Origin of the sequence: Colwellia sp. BRX8-7, assembly GCF_014077275.1 — a bacterium.
Lineage (GTDB): Bacteria > Pseudomonadota > Gammaproteobacteria > Enterobacterales > Alteromonadaceae > Colwellia_A.
On record NZ_JACGVP010000001.1, the window covers coordinates 10,517 to 30,463 of the forward strand.

At 38.8% G+C, this 19,947-nt stretch carries 16 protein-coding genes; 4 read left to right on the forward strand and 12 right to left on the reverse strand.

What is annotated here, in order from left to right; genetic code table 11:
• Position 1: 1 nt before the first annotated feature.
• The 11 genes from H4J57_RS00060 to murJ form a co-directional block, all read right to left on the reverse strand.
• The gene (locus H4J57_RS00060) at positions 2-418 is read right to left on the reverse strand and encodes a type IV pilin protein (RefSeq protein ID WP_182241582.1); all 417 of its coding nucleotides are present in this window, start codon (positions 416-418) and stop codon (positions 2-4) included.
• On the reverse strand, positions 418-3,993 hold the full coding sequence (locus H4J57_RS00065; protein ID WP_182241583.1) for a pilus assembly protein: 3,576 nt from the start codon (positions 3,991-3,993) through the stop codon (positions 418-420). Before H4J57_RS00065 ends, H4J57_RS00060 begins: the two co-directional genes overlap by 1 nt.
• 2 nt (positions 3,994-3,995) lie before the next feature.
• A complete protein-coding gene (locus H4J57_RS00070; protein WP_182241584.1) occupies positions 3,996-4,517 on the reverse strand; it encodes a PilX N-terminal domain-containing pilus assembly protein in 522 nt (173 codons plus the stop codon).
• Positions 4,508-5,497: a PilW family protein gene (locus H4J57_RS00075; RefSeq protein WP_182241585.1), complete on the reverse strand. Its 990-nt coding sequence runs from the start codon at positions 5,495-5,497 to the stop codon at positions 4,508-4,510. Before H4J57_RS00075 ends, H4J57_RS00070 begins: the two co-directional genes overlap by 10 nt.
• An 89-nt stretch (positions 5,498-5,586) precedes the next feature.
• Complete coding sequence (gene pilV / locus H4J57_RS00080; protein ID WP_182241586.1) at positions 5,587-6,204, reverse strand: type IV pilus modification protein PilV; 618 nt, start codon at positions 6,202-6,204, stop codon at positions 5,587-5,589.
• 396 nt (positions 6,205-6,600) lie between these two features.
• Entirely contained in the window at positions 6,601-7,530 is a 930-nt protein-coding gene (ispH, locus tag H4J57_RS00085) for a 4-hydroxy-3-methylbut-2-enyl diphosphate reductase (RefSeq protein WP_182216966.1), read from the reverse strand.
• Positions 7,531-7,572: 42 nt separating this feature from the next.
• Complete coding sequence (gene fkpB, locus H4J57_RS00090) at positions 7,573-8,007, reverse strand: FKBP-type peptidyl-prolyl cis-trans isomerase (RefSeq protein ID WP_182241587.1); 435 nt, start codon at positions 8,005-8,007, stop codon at positions 7,573-7,575.
• Position 8,008: 1 nt separating this feature from the next.
• On the reverse strand, positions 8,009-8,542 hold the full coding sequence (gene lspA / locus H4J57_RS00095) for a signal peptidase II (protein WP_182216965.1): 534 nt from the start codon (positions 8,540-8,542) through the stop codon (positions 8,009-8,011).
• A gap of 217 nt (positions 8,543-8,759) precedes the next feature.
• A complete protein-coding gene (gene ileS / locus H4J57_RS00100) occupies positions 8,760-11,597 on the reverse strand; it encodes an isoleucine--tRNA ligase (RefSeq protein ID WP_182241588.1) in 2,838 nt (945 codons plus the stop codon).
• Positions 11,598-11,712: 115 nt separating this feature from the next.
• On the reverse strand, positions 11,713-12,639 hold the full coding sequence (gene ribF / locus H4J57_RS00105; RefSeq protein ID WP_182231050.1) for a bifunctional riboflavin kinase/FAD synthetase: 927 nt from the start codon (positions 12,637-12,639) through the stop codon (positions 11,713-11,715).
• A 122-nt stretch (positions 12,640-12,761) separates the two neighbouring features.
• Positions 12,762-14,351: a murein biosynthesis integral membrane protein MurJ gene (gene murJ, locus H4J57_RS00110; protein ID WP_182241589.1), complete on the reverse strand. Its 1,590-nt coding sequence runs from the start codon at positions 14,349-14,351 to the stop codon at positions 12,762-12,764.
• A 310-nt stretch (positions 14,352-14,661) separates the two neighbouring features.
• Between murJ and rpsT the strand changes: the two genes are divergently transcribed.
• The 3 genes from rpsT to H4J57_RS00125 all read left to right on the forward strand — a co-directional run bounded on the left by rpsT (position 14,662) and on the right by H4J57_RS00125 (position 17,394).
• Positions 14,662-14,922 carry a 30S ribosomal protein S20 gene (gene rpsT, locus H4J57_RS00115; RefSeq protein ID WP_070374488.1) on the forward strand — a complete coding sequence of 87 codons (261 nt, stop codon included), beginning with the start codon at positions 14,662-14,664 and terminating at the stop codon, positions 14,920-14,922.
• A 193-nt stretch (positions 14,923-15,115) separates the two neighbouring features.
• Positions 15,116-16,768 (forward strand): dipeptidyl-peptidase 3 family protein, encoded by a 1,653-nt coding sequence (locus H4J57_RS00120; protein ID WP_182241590.1) that lies wholly within the window; start codon positions 15,116-15,118, stop codon positions 16,766-16,768.
• 131 nt (positions 16,769-16,899) lie between these two features.
• Positions 16,900-17,394, forward strand: coding sequence for a peroxiredoxin (locus tag H4J57_RS00125; protein ID WP_182241591.1), 495 nt, complete (start codon positions 16,900-16,902; stop codon positions 17,392-17,394).
• Positions 17,395-17,461: 67 nt separating this feature from the next.
• Here the strand turns inward: H4J57_RS00125 and dinB are convergent, their stop codons facing one another.
• Entirely contained in the window at positions 17,462-18,523 is a 1,062-nt protein-coding gene (dinB, locus tag H4J57_RS00130) for a DNA polymerase IV (protein WP_182241592.1), read from the reverse strand.
• Between the two features lie 237 nt (positions 18,524-18,760).
• On the opposite strand from dinB, the gene H4J57_RS00135 reads away from it, so the two are divergent.
• Positions 18,761-19,891, forward strand: a complete 1,131-nt coding sequence (locus H4J57_RS00135; protein ID WP_182241593.1) for a HupE/UreJ family protein — start codon at positions 18,761-18,763, stop codon at positions 19,889-19,891.
• The last annotated feature ends 56 nt before the right edge of the window (positions 19,892-19,947 follow it).

Consider the following 19,947-nt stretch of genomic DNA (forward strand, 5'->3'; position numbering starts at 1 on the left):
ATTACTCCCAGCAATTGGTTGATGTTGCTGTTTTCTGACCACTATCGGTTACCGATAAGGTTAAACAAGAAGAATCATTAGTCGCTTGCGTACCTCTCGCCGTAGCTTTAAGGGTATATGTTACCCCAACTACCACAGCATCAATGCTATAAAAGCCCGAGTCTGTAATATAAGGGTCTGCAGACGCACCTAATTTTTTCATATCTGTGGTGTATGCTCGATGATCAATAAAATACTGCTCTTGTAAACTTGCTAAGCGCAACAATTCACGTTGGCCCTCGCTACGATTTGCCCTTGAAATATTATCAATATATGACGGATAAGCAATCGAAGCTAGAATACCCACTACAGCAACCGATATCATTAGCTCAAGCAAAGTAAAACCTTTAACTCGCCGCTTATTTTTACTCACTCTCATTAATTTGACTCCGTTACATAAAGGTAAATTCTTGACGTTTCTAGGCTAACGCCTAACGGAATAATTTTCCCTGCTAATAGTTTTATCGTGGCAATGACTTCTGCTTCCTCTTCATCAGGCGGACAATCGCCTTCGCAAGGTTCTTGAGGCGCTTTTGGGTCTTTAGTAATAATAATTGAAGGAGTATCAGGAATACCGGCCGCTATTTCCCATGTTCTCCAGTCATAGACAGTCGTGCCAAGCGCTAAGTCCACAGCATATAAAATACCCGAACCATCACTTAATTCACAACTGTTAGGATCAGTAGAGACCGCGGCAGGCGTAAATGAAGTGAAGTAAGCAACGCCATTAATAACGATGGCTGAGGCCGTATTTTTCTCACCATCACCAACGAAATCCATAAACCAACCTTTTTTATTACCGACGTTTATTTCGAGTGTCTGCAGATTGTCGGCAGTCAATGCCTGGCCAAACGGGTTGTTTGTATAGTCATAAAGATCTGTCGCTAAAATAGCCGCGGGTATTGCCAATTGTGGGTGGGTAGGTGAAGCAACAAATGATGTGGTTACAATATTGGCATCTTTAATCATAAAAAATTTATCGTCAGTATCATTGGCCGCAGGTGTTGAACGGTCGCCACTACCAATAAGTATCGCTTCGTAGGGTCTTTCCTGTTTTGTTACCACGGTTGAACTAATACCATTAGCATCAACTAATGTAGTTTCTATCGTGTCTGAAATATACGTTCTAGCAATTGAAGGTTCGCTAAAAAAACGGCGATCTGTCGCATGAGTTGTTCCACCCAACTCAGCTAATTTAAAAGCAGTCCACGGCGATGTTCCACTAAAGGGAGCATTGCCTGGCATATCAACACGCCAAAAATTTCCACCGGTATCGCCAAAATAAAGACGATCGGTTAAGCCATCAGAATCACTGTCTAAGATAGCGAGGCTAGAAGGCACGCTATCAGTTATCTCAGTAAATTGAGTATTAGTTGCACTCGTTGCATCAGGGCTTAAACTCCATTTTAGTACACCTGTTTCTGCATCGACCATATAAACAGCTCGGCCTAAGGTATCATCTGCACCAACGGTTAAGTTATCTTTAGTTGTGTCATATCCGCCAGCGAAAAAGAGTACAGGTTTTGGTGTACCATTTACTATATTAAGCGCTGAAAACCCTATTTTAGGTTGCGACCATGATTGTCCTAAATGGCTAAATCCTGGTGAACTTGCATCTAGGTGCCACAATAACTTAGGAGTATCGGGGTCACTAACATCCATAGCATAATATGAAGAACCCCCGCGACGTAAACCAAAAAATATCCATGCTTTATCACCACTTGTACTATCAATAGACCCATCACCATTGACGTCCAGCAAGTATGAAACAGCAGGGCTGTCTATGCCGTATGATTTACCTGATGAAGTAAAGTTTTCACGTAAAGCTTTTATTTTTGAGAAAAATTCTTTAGGCATAAAAGCCCAGTTTTCATCAACCGTTTCACCGTTATCGTCAAACATATGTAAAACACCCGCATTGGTGCCAACGATTATGCGAATATCTTGATCATTACTTGCACCACCATAATTAATAACTAATGGTTTAGAGTGCAGTGGGTCACCAAAGACATCACTACGGATATCTGTGGTTGAACTATCGTTGTCTTCATCATCAACGTCAATTCCCTTGGCCCAATTGAGCATGCCATCAATGTCATCAATTTCAGTATCCAATTCACTTGCTAGCGTCGCTTCGTCACCGTAGGATGTTTCGGCATTCGTTCGTGTTAGTGACATTAAGGCACCATCAACCCCAATATCACTGACAATAACGCGCGTAGATTTAGTACGTAACATTTCAGCTACGCCACCTTTTTTAACATCGTTACCATCTGGATTGGTATCTGTGCTCCAAAAGGTTTTGGCATTTTTTGAAATATTGCCATTATCATCAATAGCACCAGCACCCGTTCTATCGACTTGCTGGCCATCGGTCACTTTAAGTTTTTTTAAATTTCCTTGCCACCTTGCACCATGATCAGGAACGAACATCGCATAATAAACTGAATCTAAAGTTTCAGTTCTATCAAAATTATTTGAAGCAACCGAAGGGGCTGTAAAGCTAGTATTCACTTCCAAAATATTGGTTAACGCCGATTGAAGTGAAGCCAGTAAAGCACTAGGATCTTTAGCCGGGTAATATTGACCACCCCCCAAGTTTGCAGCTTCACGTAATAACGCTCCCGCATCATCAATAGCATCTTGGCCAAACCCTATCGTAAAGAGTGTTGATGATTGCACATCAGGTAAGGTGCTATGTAAATCATGGGTGTGCATCCAACCCGCAAGTGCCGCTAAATAGTTATTAGTACCATTAACGTCAAACGGTAGGCCGATATCAGGTAAGTTTTGAATATAAGTGTTAGCGGCAAGATCCCTAGTCGGTTCACCATCTGTAATCATAATCACATAAACTTCATTAGTACATGAATTAAAGGGTGATTGATAAACACCCGCATCTTCAATTGAGGTATCTCTTGGCGGTGTATTACCTTTGTAGCTACTGCCAGAATTAGAGTCGTTATTGCCAAAATCCACCGACTGGCCACTAAAATAACGTGACGCTTCATAAAGAGATTCACAAAGCGGGGTATTCGTTTCACCATCAATCTCTAAATCAATAATATTTACTAATTCAGCGCGAGCTGCTGCGGTCATTTCTTGAATACCAAAAACGACTCTGCCACCATCGCGAACAAATTCGCCAGAATGATTATAATTAAAAACTTGTAAACCAAAATCAACAGAAGGTGCCGATTCAATTAAATCAGTAACGGTATCTTGTGCTATTTCTAAACGGGTGCGATTAACCTGCTCAAGCGTTTCACTGTTTGCCCAACGCAAATAGTTGTCGGTATAAAGTGTAACAACCTCACCCGACCAAATAACATTTGAGTTACTCGCATTTGCCGTGTAATAGACCGGGCTTTGCTTAGAGCCACCACCATCGAGGGGAAAACCATCGGGTAAATCAACGACACTACCGTTATTTTTTTTTATACCTGCATTATCTTCAGGATTTGCAGGCACTAAATTAACATCATCTTCACAGTCAATTACATCAATATTAGCGCCATTGTTATCGGGAATTTCTTGCCAGCTACCTGAGTTTCCTTGAAAGGCATATTCACGAATGTGTCCGGTATAAAAGCCAACAGATGCTAAACGTTCACGGGCAGTTGCACAGCTATTAATAGCATCAAGAAAACGACGGCTTTCACCAGGACTATCGGGAACAAGGGAAGAAGAGCCATCAATGCCACCTCGAGTAAAATAAATAAATTTATCTGATAAGGAGTTATCGCTTCCAACCGCGGGGTAAACTGTATTAGGATCATAAGGTTCATCGACTGACTCTAAACTATTCATGCTGCCAGAATTATCAAAAATAATCAGTACTTGTGGTTTATTACCGGTACGCTGTGCTGCATCACCAATATACAGTTCAATATCTTCACTATAAGCAGCAAGAGATGTAAATATCAATGCGCTACATAATAATAATTTTTTCATGATCAGTTCCCCACATTAAGTAGTTGTTGCGATACACCAGAATTAACTTCTATGGTGCTTTTGTTGGTGCGACCATACAGTCGAGTGACCTGCACCTTAAGTACATTACACTTAAATACCTGTACGGAAGAAGCGGCTCGAGAGTGGGGGCAATCGGCTGCAATCTTATACGGATTAGCCAGCGAAATTTCTGCACTGGTATTACTTGCACTACTCACTACGGGTGAGAGTGGAAATTTGGCGATTTCAGAAGCAAAAGCATTGGTTCCACTTATTTGCGTGACTTCTTTATAAATAACTTCATCAATAGTACTAACCGCTTCTTGGGTAGCAACGACCTTTTCTTCACTTGCTCCAGACATTTTCATATCAATGGTGGTATTTTGCATTAATGCGGCAGCAACGGCAGTTAAAGCGATCAAAAAAACTAGTGAAACGATTAGCACAACACCGCTTTGTTTGTGACCTAGTTTTAAATTACCAGAATAAATTAAACAATTTTTTCTTATAACTTTTATGGCCATGAGTCGACCCTCGCATTGTAAAGTGTAATGGTAGAGCTAAATAATAAACGTCGATAATTATCCCCTTTACCTTCACCATCGATAAAGTTGATAGGAAGATCACCAAGCTGATAAGTGTTAAGATTTTCATAATCTCTGTCAGGCAAGATATTTCGCGCTAAGACAAAAATCTTAACGGCAAGTATCCGTACATTACTTTCATTATCCCAGTAAGCTGTTGTCATGTTATCTGCAGAAATAAAAGCATTGACGATACCGTTGTTGGTCGTATCAACGCCATACATAAAGCGGATGTATTCAATGCCTTCAACGACCATATCAAGATTCATCACCGAAGCTTTATTTTGTAATCGACCTTGCACTAGAACCGGCACTTTATTGGTGCCCTGATTGTCTTCACGCACATAGTAAATGTGCTGCTGATATTCCCAGATCTGGCCCAAATTTAGTGTTGGTATGGCAGCGCCACCCGCAAATATCGCAGCCGTATTAGGGTTTGAAATGATATAGTAATTATCACTAGAAATATCGGCTAGCGCTGTCGTTGATGAAACAGCTCTTTTTAATTGCAATACATCAGAACCAATTTTAGCATTGGTAATACAGCCCATTAAGTTGACATTGTTGACTGTTTTCCCCCATAAGGTTCTAAAATGGCCAATAGCTGCAGGGAAACTGGCATTATTAACGCCTTCACCAATACAATCACCAGAAACTGTTGATGGTAAAGGTGAACTTACCAAGCCACTTACATCGAGGTTTCCTGATAAGTCGCCCCAAAAGCTTTGTCGTAATAAATCATCACTGAGTAAGCTAATCGCATACCTGCCATTTTCTTGTAACTCTCCATAACTGGTGGTCTCAACAGTGGTCGTTTTCATACCAACAAAAACACTTAATATACCTAGCAGCAACATTAAACCTACCGCAAGCGATATAAATATTTCGATTAAACTAAAACCTCGTTGAGCATTAACCATTATCATCTCTTACTAAACAAAATCAATATTATCTATAATTCGAAGCATTAACATCACGATGAACGTTAACAGTGATTGCTTTGCTTGCCTTAATATATAAAAGCTTCAACCGTAACTTGTCGACGTTTACTGGTACTTGTACCACACGCGTTGGCCAATGTTGCAGCTGCAGAACTATTGTTATCGGCATCATAACCATCAGCCGTTGCGACTCTGCCCTGCCAGCTGATCACAACAGTAACTGCATTTTTATTATGATCAATACAACCGACAGCACCAACTAAGCCACCAGTATTTTTACCACCAGCAGTAACATCAGCGCCCATAAGTTTGACTTCCCATTCATACAAATCATTGGTGGTCATTTGTGCACTTGTACACAAAGAAGCAACTGAATTACACCTAACGTCAGCGTCAGGCGGAGTATTCAATGCTGCGCCATAAACACCTTGATAACTCTCTAAAGTAAGAATATCAGAATCATTACTGCGCATTCGTTCGATAATATCTTGAGCTAACGCTGAGGCTACTGAGCGTTGCATCGCATCAAAACTGCCTTTCTTAGCTGACGCCTGCATGGCAACCGCACCAAAAATACCCGTCACTAAAATAACTAAAGCGACTAAAACCTCTATTAGTGTCATGCCCTTTTGTACTTGGGCTGGTTTTCTTTTAGGATAACTCGTCCTAAGTGTGCTGTTATCCATGAGACTCCTTAATACACTGACAAAAATTGCTGACTACCCAGAAAAGTAATGCTTTAAAATATAGAGTGAATGGGAGATAAATAAAAGAAACAGCATTGATGAGCATACTTTTAAGTGGCAAACACAAAACAGACTCAAATAGAATTTTAAAGGCGAGGAGAAACGAAACTAAGCGTAGCGCTAAGAATTCGATGGATAACTTATATGTGTTAAAAATCACTAACGTGAACCGCATTAACTCATACCTTAAAAATCTATTATTGAATAGCCTATGTACATAGTGACTATTCAGAATAATAAGGTTAAGTCATGAATATTGTTATTAAAGTGCTTTAAATTTAAGCACTCATATAACGGATAAAATTACATTAAACCACTTAACCTGATATTTTAAGATTAGCGCAATTCTATAGGTACCGCAAATACTGTGTTCTCTTCACGGCCAGGATATTCGATAACCTCTTGACCACCAAAGTCTTTTAGTGCGTCAATAACTTGTTGGATAAGTATTGCGGGGGCAGAAGCTCCGGCAGTAACACCAATTTTATTAACATTTTCAAGCCATTGTGGTTGAATATCGGCAAAAGTATCAATCAAGTAGGAAGGTGTGCCCAACTTCTCAGAGAGTTCACGTAAGCGATTAGAGTTAGAGCTATTTTTGGCGCCAACAACTAACAGTAAATCAACTTGTGCAGAAATAGTGCGTACCGCGTCTTGACGATTTTGTGTTGCATAACAAATATCGTCCTTGCGGGGGCCTTTAATTAAAGCGAACTTATTTCTCAATGCGTCAATCACTTCTGACGTATCATCAATGGATAAAGTCGTTTGGCTACAATAATACAATTGAGTAGGGTCTTTTACTTCAAGTGTTGCTACATCAGCAACAGACTCAACTAAATAAATCCCGCCATGCTCACTTTCATATTGTCCCATCGTACCCTCAACTTCAGGGTGTCCAGCGTGACCGATAAGAATGCACTCAATATTTTTACGACTGGTACGTGACACTTCCATATGTACTTTAGTCACTAATGGACAAGTAGCGTCAAATACTTTTAGACCACGGTCTTTAGCTTGTTGACGTACCGCTTTAGAGACGCCATGAGCACTAAAAATAACGGTATTATCGTCAGGAACTTCAAAGAGTTCATCAACAAATATCGCGCCGCGGTCTTTTAAGCCATCAACAACAAACTTGTTATGTACTACTTCGTGGCGTACATAAATGGGCGCACCAAATAAGTCTAACGCGCGGTCTACGATACTAATCGCTCGGTCTACGCCAGCACAAAAACCACGAGGGTTAGCTAAAATAATTTCCATAATTTGTTCCTGAAAGACTTAAAAAGTCCTAAGAGTTAACGATTATAAAACTTCAACAACGTCAATAACAAATGTTACTGCTTGTCCCGCTAGCGGATGATTAAAGTCAATAGTGACCGATGTACCGGTCACTTCTTTGACCATACCAGGTAACTCTATATTGCCAGGTTGTGTGAAAGTAATGATACTGCCCACTTCTGCTGGTACGTCACTACCAAATTTATCTGCATCAACGTAATGGAAATTATCTGGATTAGGTTCGCCAAAGGCATCTTTTGCTTCGAGGGTAAATTCTTTAGAATCTCCGGCAGCAAGGCCTAACAATTGCGCTTCAAAGGCAGGAGAAATACTGGCATCACCCATAATAATTTTAGCAGGCTTTTTGTTTACTTTGGTACTGTCTGCCGCTGAGCCATCAGATAATTTCATGGTAATATGAGCGATAACTTCAGATTTATCAGTAATTAACATTGTCATTTTATTTCTCGTCTACTTTTGTCTTAGTAATTTCAGTTTTCTTGGCTGAATCACCATTTTTAAAGGAATCAAAAATCATCAATGCCGCGCCAATAAAAATAGCAGAGTCTGCGACATTAAAGGCTGGCCAATGATTATCGGCAATATAAAAGTCTAAAAAGTCGATAACATAGCCAAATAATGCCCGGTCAATTAAGTTGCCCACTGCGCCACTGAGCATAAACGCTAAAGCGATACTTAATAGTGCATTATTCTTTGGCGTTTTAGCCAACCACACTAAAAAAACCACACTGGCAATAGCAGCAATAATGGTAAAGAACCAACGTTGCCAACCGTCTTGGTCGGCAAGAAAGCTAAAGGCTGCCCCTGGGTTTTGTACATATCTCAAATCAAAGAAAGGTAAAATGTTCATCGACTCATATAAATCAAATGAGTTAACAACCAGTTGCTTGGTTACTTGATCAATAATCAAAAATAAAACGGTTAACCATAACCATTTAAAACCCGTTTCTGTAAAAAGTTTATTAATTTTCATATTTCTACTGTGCTAATAGTTGTTGTTATATAACTAATGAGATAGTTAGCATGTTTTGTGAATGTCTGACTAAGACTTTTCAACAAAACTAATCGATGAAATATTGGCTTATTCAAAGCTAGTTCATTCAAGAATAAAGCTAAAGCACACAGCCTAGTTAACTAGCTGAGTACTTTTCTGCAATTCTTGGATGAAATAGCAAAGAATACACAAATATTTAGGCGAATTGGCGTTTCTCGCCCTCACCCTCTACGTTGGTAATACAACGTCCACAAAGTTCAGGATGTTTTTCATCTTCCCCAATGTCTTCAGTTACATGCCAACAACGCTCACATTTGGTGCCTGTTGCTGGTGCAACCGTTAACCATAAGCCTTCAATTTCAGTTGCTAAAGCGCCCGTTGGTGCACTGTCAACTACTTCAACCGTAGCTTTAGAGGTGATCAAAACAAAGCGAAGTTCTTCGCCTAATTGTTGTAATTTTTCAGCAAGCTCTGCGTTGGTATATAAAATAACCGCTGCTTCAAGCGCTTTACCCACTTGTTTTTCTTTACGGGCATTTTCTAGTGCTTTGTTTACTTCGGTGCGCACAAGTAAAATTTCATTCCAGTAATCATTGTTTAAAGTATTACTTGTTTCTACCTTAGGCAAACCATTAAACCAAACACCGGTGAAAACGAATTCGTCACGCGTTTCACCAGACGGAGTCGGTAGCGCTTGCCAAATTTCTTGTGCAGTAAAAGATAAAATAGGAGCCATCCAGCGAGTCATCGCTTCAGCGATTAAATACATAGCGGTTTGACAAGAGCGACGAGCCGTACTGTCTTCTTTCGCTGTATATTGACGGTCTTTAATAATATCTAAGTAGAAGCCACCTAATTCTGTGGTACAGAAGTTCATCAGCTTATGAACAACAACATTAAATTCGTAGTCATCATAAGCGCTAACAATTTCTTTTTGCAATTGTGCAGCTTTATCAACAGCCCAACGGTCAAGTGCAACCATATCGTCAAAAGCGACTGAATCAGTTTTAGGATCAAAACCATTAAGGTTTGATAATAAAAAGCGCGAGGTATTACGAATACGACGGTACGCATCGGCTTGACGCTTAAAGATTTCATCAGAGACAGTAATTTCTTGCGTATAGTTAACTGAAGCTACCCATAAACGCAAAATGTCTGCACCTAACTTACTGGTGATTTCTTTTGGTGTAATAACATTGCCTAATGACTTAGACATTTTGTGACCGTTAGTATCAACGGTAAAGCCATGTGTTAGTACCTGCTTATAAGGCGCTTTACCATTCATCGCTACCGATGAAATCATTGACGACATAAACCAACCACGATGTTGATCTGAACCTTCAAGGTATAAATCTGCAACGCCATCAAATTCTTCACGTGCATTAACAACGGAGTAATGAGTCGTTCCAGAGTCAAACCATACATCTAAGGTGTCTGGTACTTTAATATATTCTTTAGCGTCATCACCAATAAGCTCAGCAGCGTCTAAATCAAACCATGCTTGAATGCCTTTTTCTTCAACACGCTTAGCAACCGTTTCAATCAGTTCAATGCTGCGTGGATGTAAAGCACCCGAGTCTTGATGAATAAATAATGCCATTGGCACGCCCCAAGTACGTTGACGTGAAATACACCAGTCAGGGCGACCTTCAACCATCAATTCGATACGGCGTTGACCCCAATCAGGGATCCATTGCGTTTTTTCAATTTCGTTTAATGAATCTTGGCGTAAACCTTTTTTATCCATGCTAATAAACCATTGTGGTGTAGCACGAAAAATTAAGGGTGTTTTGTGGCGCCAGCAATGCGGGTAAGAATGCTCTATTGCATGGTGATGTACTAAAGTGCCATGTTCTTTCAATGTTTCAACGACATTGGCATTGGCTTTAAAAACATGTTGGCCAGCAAACAATGGCGTATCTTCTAAATAAACACCATTAGCGCCAACAGGGTTAGCTACTTCAAGGTTATATATTTTGCCCACCACGAAATCTTCAACACCATGACCAGGTGCTGTATGTACACAACCCGTACCAGAGTCAGTCGTTACATGCTCGCCTAAGATCATTGGTACAGTAAAATCATAAAATGGGTGTTTAAGTTGCACTAAATCTAAATCGCTACCTTTACAAAACCCTAATGCATGATATTTATCAATTCCAAAACGGTCCATACATGCTGTCACTAGGTCCGACGCTAAAATATAACGTACTTTGCCCTGCTCGGTTTCACATTGTACTAAAGTGTATTCAACGTCGGCATTAACAGAAACTGCTCGGTTAGCCGGAAGTGTCCAAGGTGTAGTGGTCCAAATAACAACCGATACTTCACCTTCACCTTGATGATTTTCAGGGTGATCAAACTTATCAGCAACACTTTGGTCAACTACGGTGAATTTTACGTCAATCGCTGGCGATTGTTTATCTTTGTATTCAACTTCAGCTTCAGCCAAAGAAGAACCACAATCAGTACACCAATGCACAGGTTTGAACCCTTGATGTAAATGACCATTCTCAGCTATTTTACCTAAAGCACGTATGATATTGGCTTCAGTACCAAAATCCATAGTGAGGTAAGGTTTTTCCCAATCAGCAAAAATCCCTAAGCGTTTAAAGTCTTCACGCTGCCCAATAACTTGCTTGGCTGCATATTCACGACATTTTTCTCGAAAAACACTGGCAGAAACTTTATGACCTGGCTTACCAATTTTTTTCTCAACCATTAATTCAATCGGTAAACCATGGCAGTCCCAACCAGGCACGAACGGTGCGTTAAAGTCAGATAACGTTTTTGATTTAACAATAATATCTTTAAGAATTTTATTAACAGAATGACCTAAGTGAATATCACCATTTGCATACGGAGGACCGTCATGCAAAATAAATGATTTCTTACCTTTTTTAGCCGCTCGAATTTGGCCATACAGATCTTTTTCAGCCCACTCTTTTAGCATGTTTGGTTCACGGTTTGCCATGTTACCTTTCATCGCGAAAGAAGTAGCTGGCAAGTTTAGGGTTTGTTTATAATCACTCATTTAAATCATTATCCGTTGTTATATTCGCTAACTGGTGGTTAGCCTCTAATAAGTTAATAGTAAAATCGACATTGGCTTGATATTAATTTTACTATTAACTCACGTATCTGTTTATTTATAAATCTTGAACAAAGGCTTTTGCCTGCTCACTATCTTGTGATATTTGCTTAGTTAATTCATCTAGTGATGAAAACTTTATTTCATTTCTTAATTTATTTAGCATAACCACTTCAATGGTTTGACCATAAATGTCTTCATTGAAGTTAAAAATATGTACTTCTAGCTGTTGCCTAATACCAGACACTGTTGGCCTTGAACCAATATTAGCCACACCATAAAAGCATTCTTTAACGGTATTTACTTTTACCACGAAAACACCAGAAATAGGTGAAACTCGTCTTTTCAATAAAACATTTGCGGTAGGAAATCCTAGTTTTCGGCCACGCTTATCACCATGAAAAACCCGACCGATAATAGAGTAAGCCCGACCTAGCATTCTTTCTGCGTCAGCTAATTGATTATTCTCTAAAGCATTACGTATTTGAGTACTGCTGATCCGACAATTTTCAAGTTTGAAACTTGCGGTATCAGAAACAGCAAAATCAAATTTTTCACCGGCTTGTTTTAGCAGACTAAAATTGCCTAAACGGTTTTTTCCAAAGCGAAAATCGTCACCAATAATTAAATGTTTAATACCTAGCTGTTGAACTAATAAAAGTTCGATAAACTCTGACGCGCTTTTATTGGCAAATTCTCGATGAAAATTAACACAAATCAAACGTTCTACACCCAAATTTTTCAAAAGAAAATATTTATCTCTTAAACGTGTCAATCTTGCAGGAGCCGTCTCAGGAGAAAATAACTCTTGCGGCTGAGGCTCAAAAATCATCACTGCTGGTGTACAATTCAATGCTTTAGCTTTTGCAATTAAAGCCTTTATAACGCGAGCATGTCCTAAATGAACACCGTCAAAATTGCCTATGGTTAACACACAGCCATGATCTTCAGCTTGAATATTGTGGATACCGCGTATTAACTGCATTTAATTAAAAAACCTAAATTTGACTGACATTAGTAGACAAGTGTCGCCATTAATGAATAAAAACCGATAAATTATATATCACTCAGGCTTAAGAATCAGCACCTGAAGCTAATTTCATCAATTTATTTTTCAGTTACTTTAACTTTGAAATCTTTCACTCGAATTCCCAGTGCAGCAATAGAAATAAAATAACTGAGCATACCTAAAGTAATGCAAATAAGTAATTGTTGAATTTGCAAGGTGGTTTCCATCGCTAACCAAACTTTAAACGGTGGTGATAACGTAAAAACAACCACTGCCATTATCCCTGCAGAAAAGATAAGCCGCGCAAAAAACCACCACGTTGTTTTAGACAATGCAAAGATATTATTACTTTTTAAACCATGGTAAAGCATTAACGCATTGAGTGTTGCCGACATAGCTGTCGCAATGGCCAAACCTACATAACCAAAAAAAGGTGCCAACATCAGATTGAAAATCATATTGGCTGCCATCGCTTTAATACCTATTTTTACGGGGGTTTTGGTATCTTGGCGTGCGTAATAAGCCGGCGCTAATATCTTAATAAACATAAAGCTGATTAAACCCGAAAGGTAAGCAAATAAGGCATAAGAGACTTGTAAAACAGTTTCTTGAGAAAACTCACCACGCATAAATAAAATCATAATAATCGGCTGAGCTAATACCATTAACCCTGCAAGTGCGGGCCAGCCAAATAAAGAAACAATTTTTAAGCCCCAAGTAATCGTCTCACTAAACTCTTCTTTGTCTTGCTTAGTATGCAATTTAGCTAAACTGGGCAAAATAACGGTAGCTATACCAATACCAAATAACCCTAAGGGGAATTCTAATAAACGATCGGCGTAATAAAGCCAACTAATCGAGCCAGTGACTAAGATACTGGCTATTAGGGTATCAAGCAGTAAATTAATTTGCGTAACGGAAACGCCAAACAAAGCAGGAACAATAAGTTTGCGGATTTTTTTTACACCTTTCGCGTGCCAAGCCCATTTTGGTTTAACAAAGACACCGGCTTTAATTAAAAAAGGTATTTGAAATAAGAACTGAGCTAAGCCCCCTAAAAATACGCCCCAAGCTAATGCAAAAGCAGGATTGTCGAATAAGGGTGACAAGTAGATTGCACAGCCAATAATGCAGACATTAAGTAAAACGGGTGTAAAAGAAGAAACAGCAAATCGACCAAAAGTATTTAAAATCGCGCCGGCAAGTGCGGTAAAGCTGACAAACCATAAATAGGGGAAGGTAATTTTTAGTAGTGATGCGGCTAACTCAAACTGCTGGGCTTTGGGGCCATCGTTAAGCCAATCAACAAACCAACCAAAACCAAATAAAATCACAAATAACGGCGAGGCTATCATGCCAATAAGCGTTACTATGGTAACAATTACACCTAAGGTGCCTGAAACTTGAGCGATTAATTTACGTGTTTCACCTTCTTTCAAACTCAGCCCATCGGCCTCATCTTTGGTATGATATTCACTCAACACAGGTACAAAAGCTTGTGCAAAAGCACCTTCGGCAAATAATCGACGTAGAAAATTGGGAATTTTATTGGCAAAGAAAAAAACATCAGACGCTAAACCTGCACCAATAATGTTCGCAATAACAACATCTCGAACCAAGCCGAGCACACGAGAAACCAAGGTCATAAAACTCACTATAAGACCTGATTTTATTAACTTTTTACTCAATGCATAGCTCCAATAAATCGATATAAATCATCATATTCCAAGATGTAATTTTTCATTAATATTATGCAGCTTTTTACCTGTGATAAACAAGTAAATGCAAAGAAGTTTTTAATCTATTTTAAATCCTGTAAATAACAGGTAAAATAGCGCCATTATTTAGTAACCAATAATGATAATTATTATATAATGGTAAATTCATCGTTATTAAGTAAATTAAACCGGTAAAAGGTTTGACAATCGAGCTAAAAAAAGGCATATTTCCTCGCCTTAAATTTAGGCTATATATACAATCATATTTTAGGAGTTCACCTTGGCTAATTCAAAGCAGGCGAAGAAACGCGCGGTTCAATCAGAAAAACGCCGTCAACATAATGCAAGTCGTCGTTCAATGATGCGCACTCTATTCAAAAAAGTACTCGCTGCAATTGAAGCTGGTGACAAAGACACAGCATCTAAAGAATTTGCTGCTGCACAACCGATCTTAGATCGTTTTGCAAGCAAAGGTCTTATTCACAAAAATAAAGCTGCTCGTAGTAAGAGTCGTTTAAACGCTGCTATTAAAGCGCTTTAATTTTTGTTATTGAATTAAAAAACCAGCTTATGCTGGTTTTTTTTTGCCTATTATTTAATTTTTTTACCCCACCAATAAAACAAACTCACTAAAACCTGATCCCATCCCATAGATTAAGACCTTGCGCATCCTGCTATTTTTGGTAATCTCTTTGCATTATATATACATATTCAAAAAATACGTGAGAATAAAAATGAGACTAACAAAACTCGCTACTGGCCTTTTGCTTGCCACTAGCCTATTAAGCGCTTGTAGTGAAAATAATAAACAACCACGTTCAGCGCCTACTTTATTAGCAGAAGCCAAAAGTCGTTTAGACATATATAAGCCAGTAACACTTAGTGCTGATTTGAGCCACTTGTCTAAAAACCAGAAAAAAATGATCGTATTGCTTATTGAAGCTTCAGATATTATTGATGAACTTTTCTGGCAACAGGCTTTTGGTGAAGACAAAGCAAGCTTCCTTGCTAGTATTGAAGATGAAAAGGTCCGTGAATTTGCCCGTATCAATTATGGTCCTTGGGATAGATTAGATGGCGATAAACCTTTCCTTTCTGGATATCAAGCAAAAGCGGCTGGCGCAGAGTTTTACCCTAATGACTTAACCAAAGCTGAATTTGAGCAAGCAGATTTTGCTGACAAGAGTGGCTTATATTCGGTCGTTAAGCGTACCAGCGATGGCCAATTAACGTCAGTGGCTTTTTCTGAGCTTTATAGCGATAGCATTAATCGTATTGCGGCTATATTAGAAAAAGCATCAAGCTTTGCTGATGATAAAGAATTTGCAAATTACTTAAATTTACGTGCGACAGCAATCCGTCATGATGACTTTCAAGCGTCTGATTTTGCTTGGATGGATATGAAAAACAATCCTATTGATGTCGTTATTGGCCCAATAGAAACCTACGAAGATCAGCTTTATGGTTACCGCGCTGCTTTTGAATCTTATGTGCTGATTAAAGATTTAGCCTGGAGTGAAAAGCTCGCTAAATATGCTGAATATTTACCCGAATTACAAAAAGACTTACCCGTTAAAAAAGCTTATAAAAAAGAAGTACCCGGCTCTGATGCAGACTTAAACGCATATGACGTCATTTATTATGCAGGTCATTCTAATGCCGGTAGTAAAACCATTGCGATTAATCTCCCCAATGACGAAAAAGTACAGTTAGAGAAAGGTACGCGCCGCTTACAACTTAAAAATGCGATGCAAGCCAAGTTCGATAATATTATGTTACCCATTGCTAGTACCTTAATCGTTGCTGAGCAACGTGAAAATGTAACATTCAATGCCTTCTTTGCTAATACGATGTTTCATGAGGTTGCCCATGGTTTGGGTATCAAAAATACCATTAATGATAAGGGCACAGTACGCCAATCATTAAAAGAACATGCGTCAGCACTAGAAGAAGGTAAGGCCGATATTCTTGGGCTTTATATGATCCGCCAGTTACTGATTAAAGGCGCCATTGAAGAAGGTACATTGCAAGATTATTACACAACCTTCTTAGCGGGAATTTTCCGTTCAGTGCGCTTTGGCGCAACATCTGCTCACGGTAAAGCCAACATGGTACGGTTTAATTACTTTGCTGAGCAAGGGGCGTTTACCCGTAACTCGCAAGGGTTATACTCTGTCAACATTGATAAGATGACTGCCGCTATTGATTCGTTGTCTGAGCTTATTTTAACTCTACAAGGTAATGGTGATTATGAAGGTGTGGCTGCACTTGTTGCAAAAAGCGGTGTCATTAAAGCCGATTTAGCAGAAGACTTAGCGCGTATTGAAGCGGCTAATATTCCTGTTGATATTACCTTTAAGCAAGGTAAAAAAGTGTTAGGTTTATAATACTTTTAAATGAAGTGCCAAAAAGCCTATCAATACGATAGGCTTTTTTGTTAATAAAAAGCTCGAAATAATTTCGCCGTAATCAAGGTCTCCTAAAGTAGTGAGTCATATAAATAAAAGTAGGTTGTTTCATGAAAGCATTTTTATCAATTATTATAATATTCGTTAGCATATTGTCGTTCAACGTTAACGCCAATGACAATAAAGCCAACCAAGCCCCAAACTGGACACTAAAAACCCAAGCCGGTAAAAGCATTTCATTAGCAGACTATCAGGGCAAGCCGGTGATTTTACATTTTTGGGCAACATGGTGTCCCTATTGTAAAAAATTGCAGCCTAAATTAGTCGAGCTAACTGAAAAGTATAAAAATACCGGCATTGAGATTGTTGCTATTAGTTTTAGTGAAGATGAAGGAGCAAAACCACAAGACTCGATTACTCAACGAGGTTATCAATTTATTACCGGTGTTGAAGGGGAAAAAGTTGCTAAGTTATATGGCGTAAAAGGTACACCAACGACATTTTTTATCAATAGAAGTGGACAAGTTGTTTTCAAATCTACCAGCTCAAATATTAACGATCCAAAATTAGAATTGGCGGTTAAAGAAATCATTAAACCCGCATAAGCACAGTAATAGGCACAGTAATAAAAACTAAAATACCGGTACTGACATCATATCAAGTCAGTACTGTTTATAAACTAAAACAAAGCTGCTGTGTTTCTTTGTTATTATGCTCAGCAAAACCTAGCGTTAATCCTATTAAACGTATTCCCCTAGATTGACTACGCAACAGTGCTTTTAACAGTAATTGTTTAAAGGTGTTTTCATCACAGTGGCTGCTTTGCTGTTCCACTGTTGTTTGGGTAAAGTCATTAAACTTAAGTTTAATCCCTTGCTTACTAATAACCATATGCTGATGTTTTTCTAACCTCACTAAAAGCTTCTCATATAAAAGCTCAACGGCACTTTCACACACTTTTTCACAAGACAAGTCTTGAGAAAAAGTGGTTTCTATCGCTAATGATTTTCTTACTCTGTCGGTTTCTAATTGGCGATGATCAATACCAAAACTTCGTTGATACAATGCAGGGGCAAACTTGCCGACAATAGGTGTTAATACGGCGACAGAACTTGCTCGTATATCTGCACATGACGAGAAGCCGTAACCCAATAATTTTTGTGCTGTTTTTGGGCCAATACCCGGAATTTTTTTCAATGGTAAATTTTCAACGAAACCACTCACGTCTGCGGGCGTAACAACACATTGACCATTAGGTTTATTTTCATCACTGGCAATTTTAGCAATAAATTTATTAGGAGCAACACCTGCCGAGGCGGTTAGATTGAGTTCATTAAAAATATCACGACGTATTTGCTCCGCAATAAGCGTCGCACTGCCGTTAAACTCTTTGTTATGGGTAACATCAAGAAAGGCTTCATCAAGCGACAATGGTTCAATCAACTGAGTGTAACGTTGAAATATCGCCCTTATTTGTGCAGAAACTTCTTGGTAAACAGCCATTCTGCCTGAAACAATAACTAGCTCAGGGCAAAGTTGCATCGCCTTTATTGCTGGCATTGCCGAGCGAACACCAAATTTTCTTGCTTGGTAATTACACGTACACAAGACGCTTCGGGGCCCTGTACCGCCGACCGCAAGTGGCACATTACGTAAAGACTCATTGTCACGCATTTCAACAGCGGCATAGAAACAGTCCATATCTATATGTATTATTTTTCGGCTTTGAGTCATGTTTTAGTCATGTTTTAATTATAGTAATCATGTTTATCAAAAGTCCCTTATTTCGTTGTGAAAAAATAAAGCATATTTTCGCTATGGGCAACTCAACCTAAACTGTATACAAACACAGTATAAACTTTTAAGTTAATAGTTCAATACTGAAATAATAATTTGACCACTGTTAATTTCGTGCTAAATACGTTAATTTGTCGCTTTATTTTTTATCAATGACTAGCTGATATTACTTTTATGATTACGCGCCTTTTACAAACAACTTTTGCCCTATTACTACTTTTATCACCTGCACTAGTAAATGCTCACACCAATGAAGCTAACCAAGCAGAGCTAAAATTACTTGTAGATAATAACTACCAACTTAGTATCGATATTGATGTTTTGCATGTCATTAAAAGTCATCAAAAATCATCAGTAGATGAGGCAGATTTAATTAATCATCTAAAAAACCTCTCTTTAATTGAAATAAAGCAATTACTCTCAAAAATATTGCAAATAATAAATCAACAAAGCGCTTTTATTATTGATGAAGAAAGTGTGCTTGTTGCCCCTTTTTCAGGGCTAACGGTATTTGAATTAAAAGCAAGACTTCGCGCTGACTCACCGACTAAAACCATTAAGCTATCGTCGCAGGGTCAATTACCACAAAAAAGTAACAACGCAGCCTTGATATTTTCGCCCATCTTAGGGGATGTCTTATTAACAGTCAGCCGTTCAGAGAAATCTTTAGTGCTATCCGGCCAGAACAGCCATCACTTTTCTATTGATGATATCAAGGGTGGTGTACGTAAACTTTCAACAGCCGAAATTAAGCTACTTAATATTGTTGAGTATATCTATCAGGGCTTTGTACATATTCTGCCGCAAGGGCTTGATCATATTCTCTTTGTGCTCGCGCTATTTTTATTAGCCACTAAGACATCAACACTGCTCTGGCAGGTAAGTGCCTTTACTCTTGCCCATACAATTACGCTAGCTTTGGGTATATTTGGTATTATCAACCTACCCAGCAGCATTGTAGAGCCGCTTATTGCCTTATCAATTGCTTACGTGGCTATTGAGAATATTTTTTATCACAAACTAACAAAGTGGCGCTTACCCATTATCTTTGCTTTTGGTTTACTGCACGGTTTAGGGTTTGCAGCAGTACTTGTTGAACTGGGCTTACCCAAGAGTGAGTATGTCAGTAGCTTAATTTCATTTAATATTGGCGTTGAGTTGGGTCAAATAACGGTCATTGCCTTAGCTTTATTAGCGACGCGCTGGTTTGCTAAAAAACCTCAATATAGACAATACGTGGTGATACCGTTAAGTGCGCTTATCGCCGTTATCGCTATTTATTGGTTTATCGAAAGAACCTTTTAATACACAACACAGGTCATCTCGTCGTTTAACATTGAGTAGTCAAATGAACAACGGCC

Coding starts and splice junctions, on each gene's coding strand:
- H4J57_RS00060 (WP_182241582.1), bottom strand. CDS start 418: ATGAGAGTGAGTAAAAATAAGCGGCGAGTTAAAGGTTTTACTTTGCTT.
- H4J57_RS00065 (WP_182241583.1), bottom strand. CDS start 3,993: ATGAAAAAATTATTATTATGTAGCGCATTGATATTTACATCTCTTGCT.
- H4J57_RS00070 (WP_182241584.1), bottom strand. CDS start 4,517: ATGGCCATAAAAGTTATAAGAAAAAATTGTTTAATTTATTCTGGTAAT.
- H4J57_RS00075 (WP_182241585.1), bottom strand. CDS start 5,497: ATGGTTAATGCTCAACGAGGTTTTAGTTTAATCGAAATATTTATATCG.
- pilV (WP_182241586.1), bottom strand. CDS start 6,204: ATGGATAACAGCACACTTAGGACGAGTTATCCTAAAAGAAAACCAGCC.
- ispH (WP_182216966.1), bottom strand. CDS start 7,530: ATGGAAATTATTTTAGCTAACCCTCGTGGTTTTTGTGCTGGCGTAGAC.
- fkpB (WP_182241587.1), bottom strand. CDS start 8,007: ATGACAATGTTAATTACTGATAAATCTGAAGTTATCGCTCATATTACC.
- lspA (WP_182216965.1), bottom strand. CDS start 8,542: ATGAAAATTAATAAACTTTTTACAGAAACGGGTTTTAAATGGTTATGG.
- ileS (WP_182241588.1), bottom strand. CDS start 11,597: ATGAGTGATTATAAACAAACCCTAAACTTGCCAGCTACTTCTTTCGCG.
- ribF (WP_182231050.1), bottom strand. CDS start 12,639: ATGCAGTTAATACGCGGTATCCACAATATTCAAGCTGAAGATCATGGC.
- H4J57_RS00120 (WP_182241590.1), top strand. CDS start 15,116: ATGAGACTAACAAAACTCGCTACTGGCCTTTTGCTTGCCACTAGCCTA.
- H4J57_RS00125 (WP_182241591.1), top strand. CDS start 16,900: ATGAAAGCATTTTTATCAATTATTATAATATTCGTTAGCATATTGTCG.
- dinB (WP_182241592.1), bottom strand. CDS start 18,523: ATGACTCAAAGCCGAAAAATAATACATATAGATATGGACTGTTTCTAT.
- H4J57_RS00135 (WP_182241593.1), top strand. CDS start 18,761: ATGATTACGCGCCTTTTACAAACAACTTTTGCCCTATTACTACTTTTA.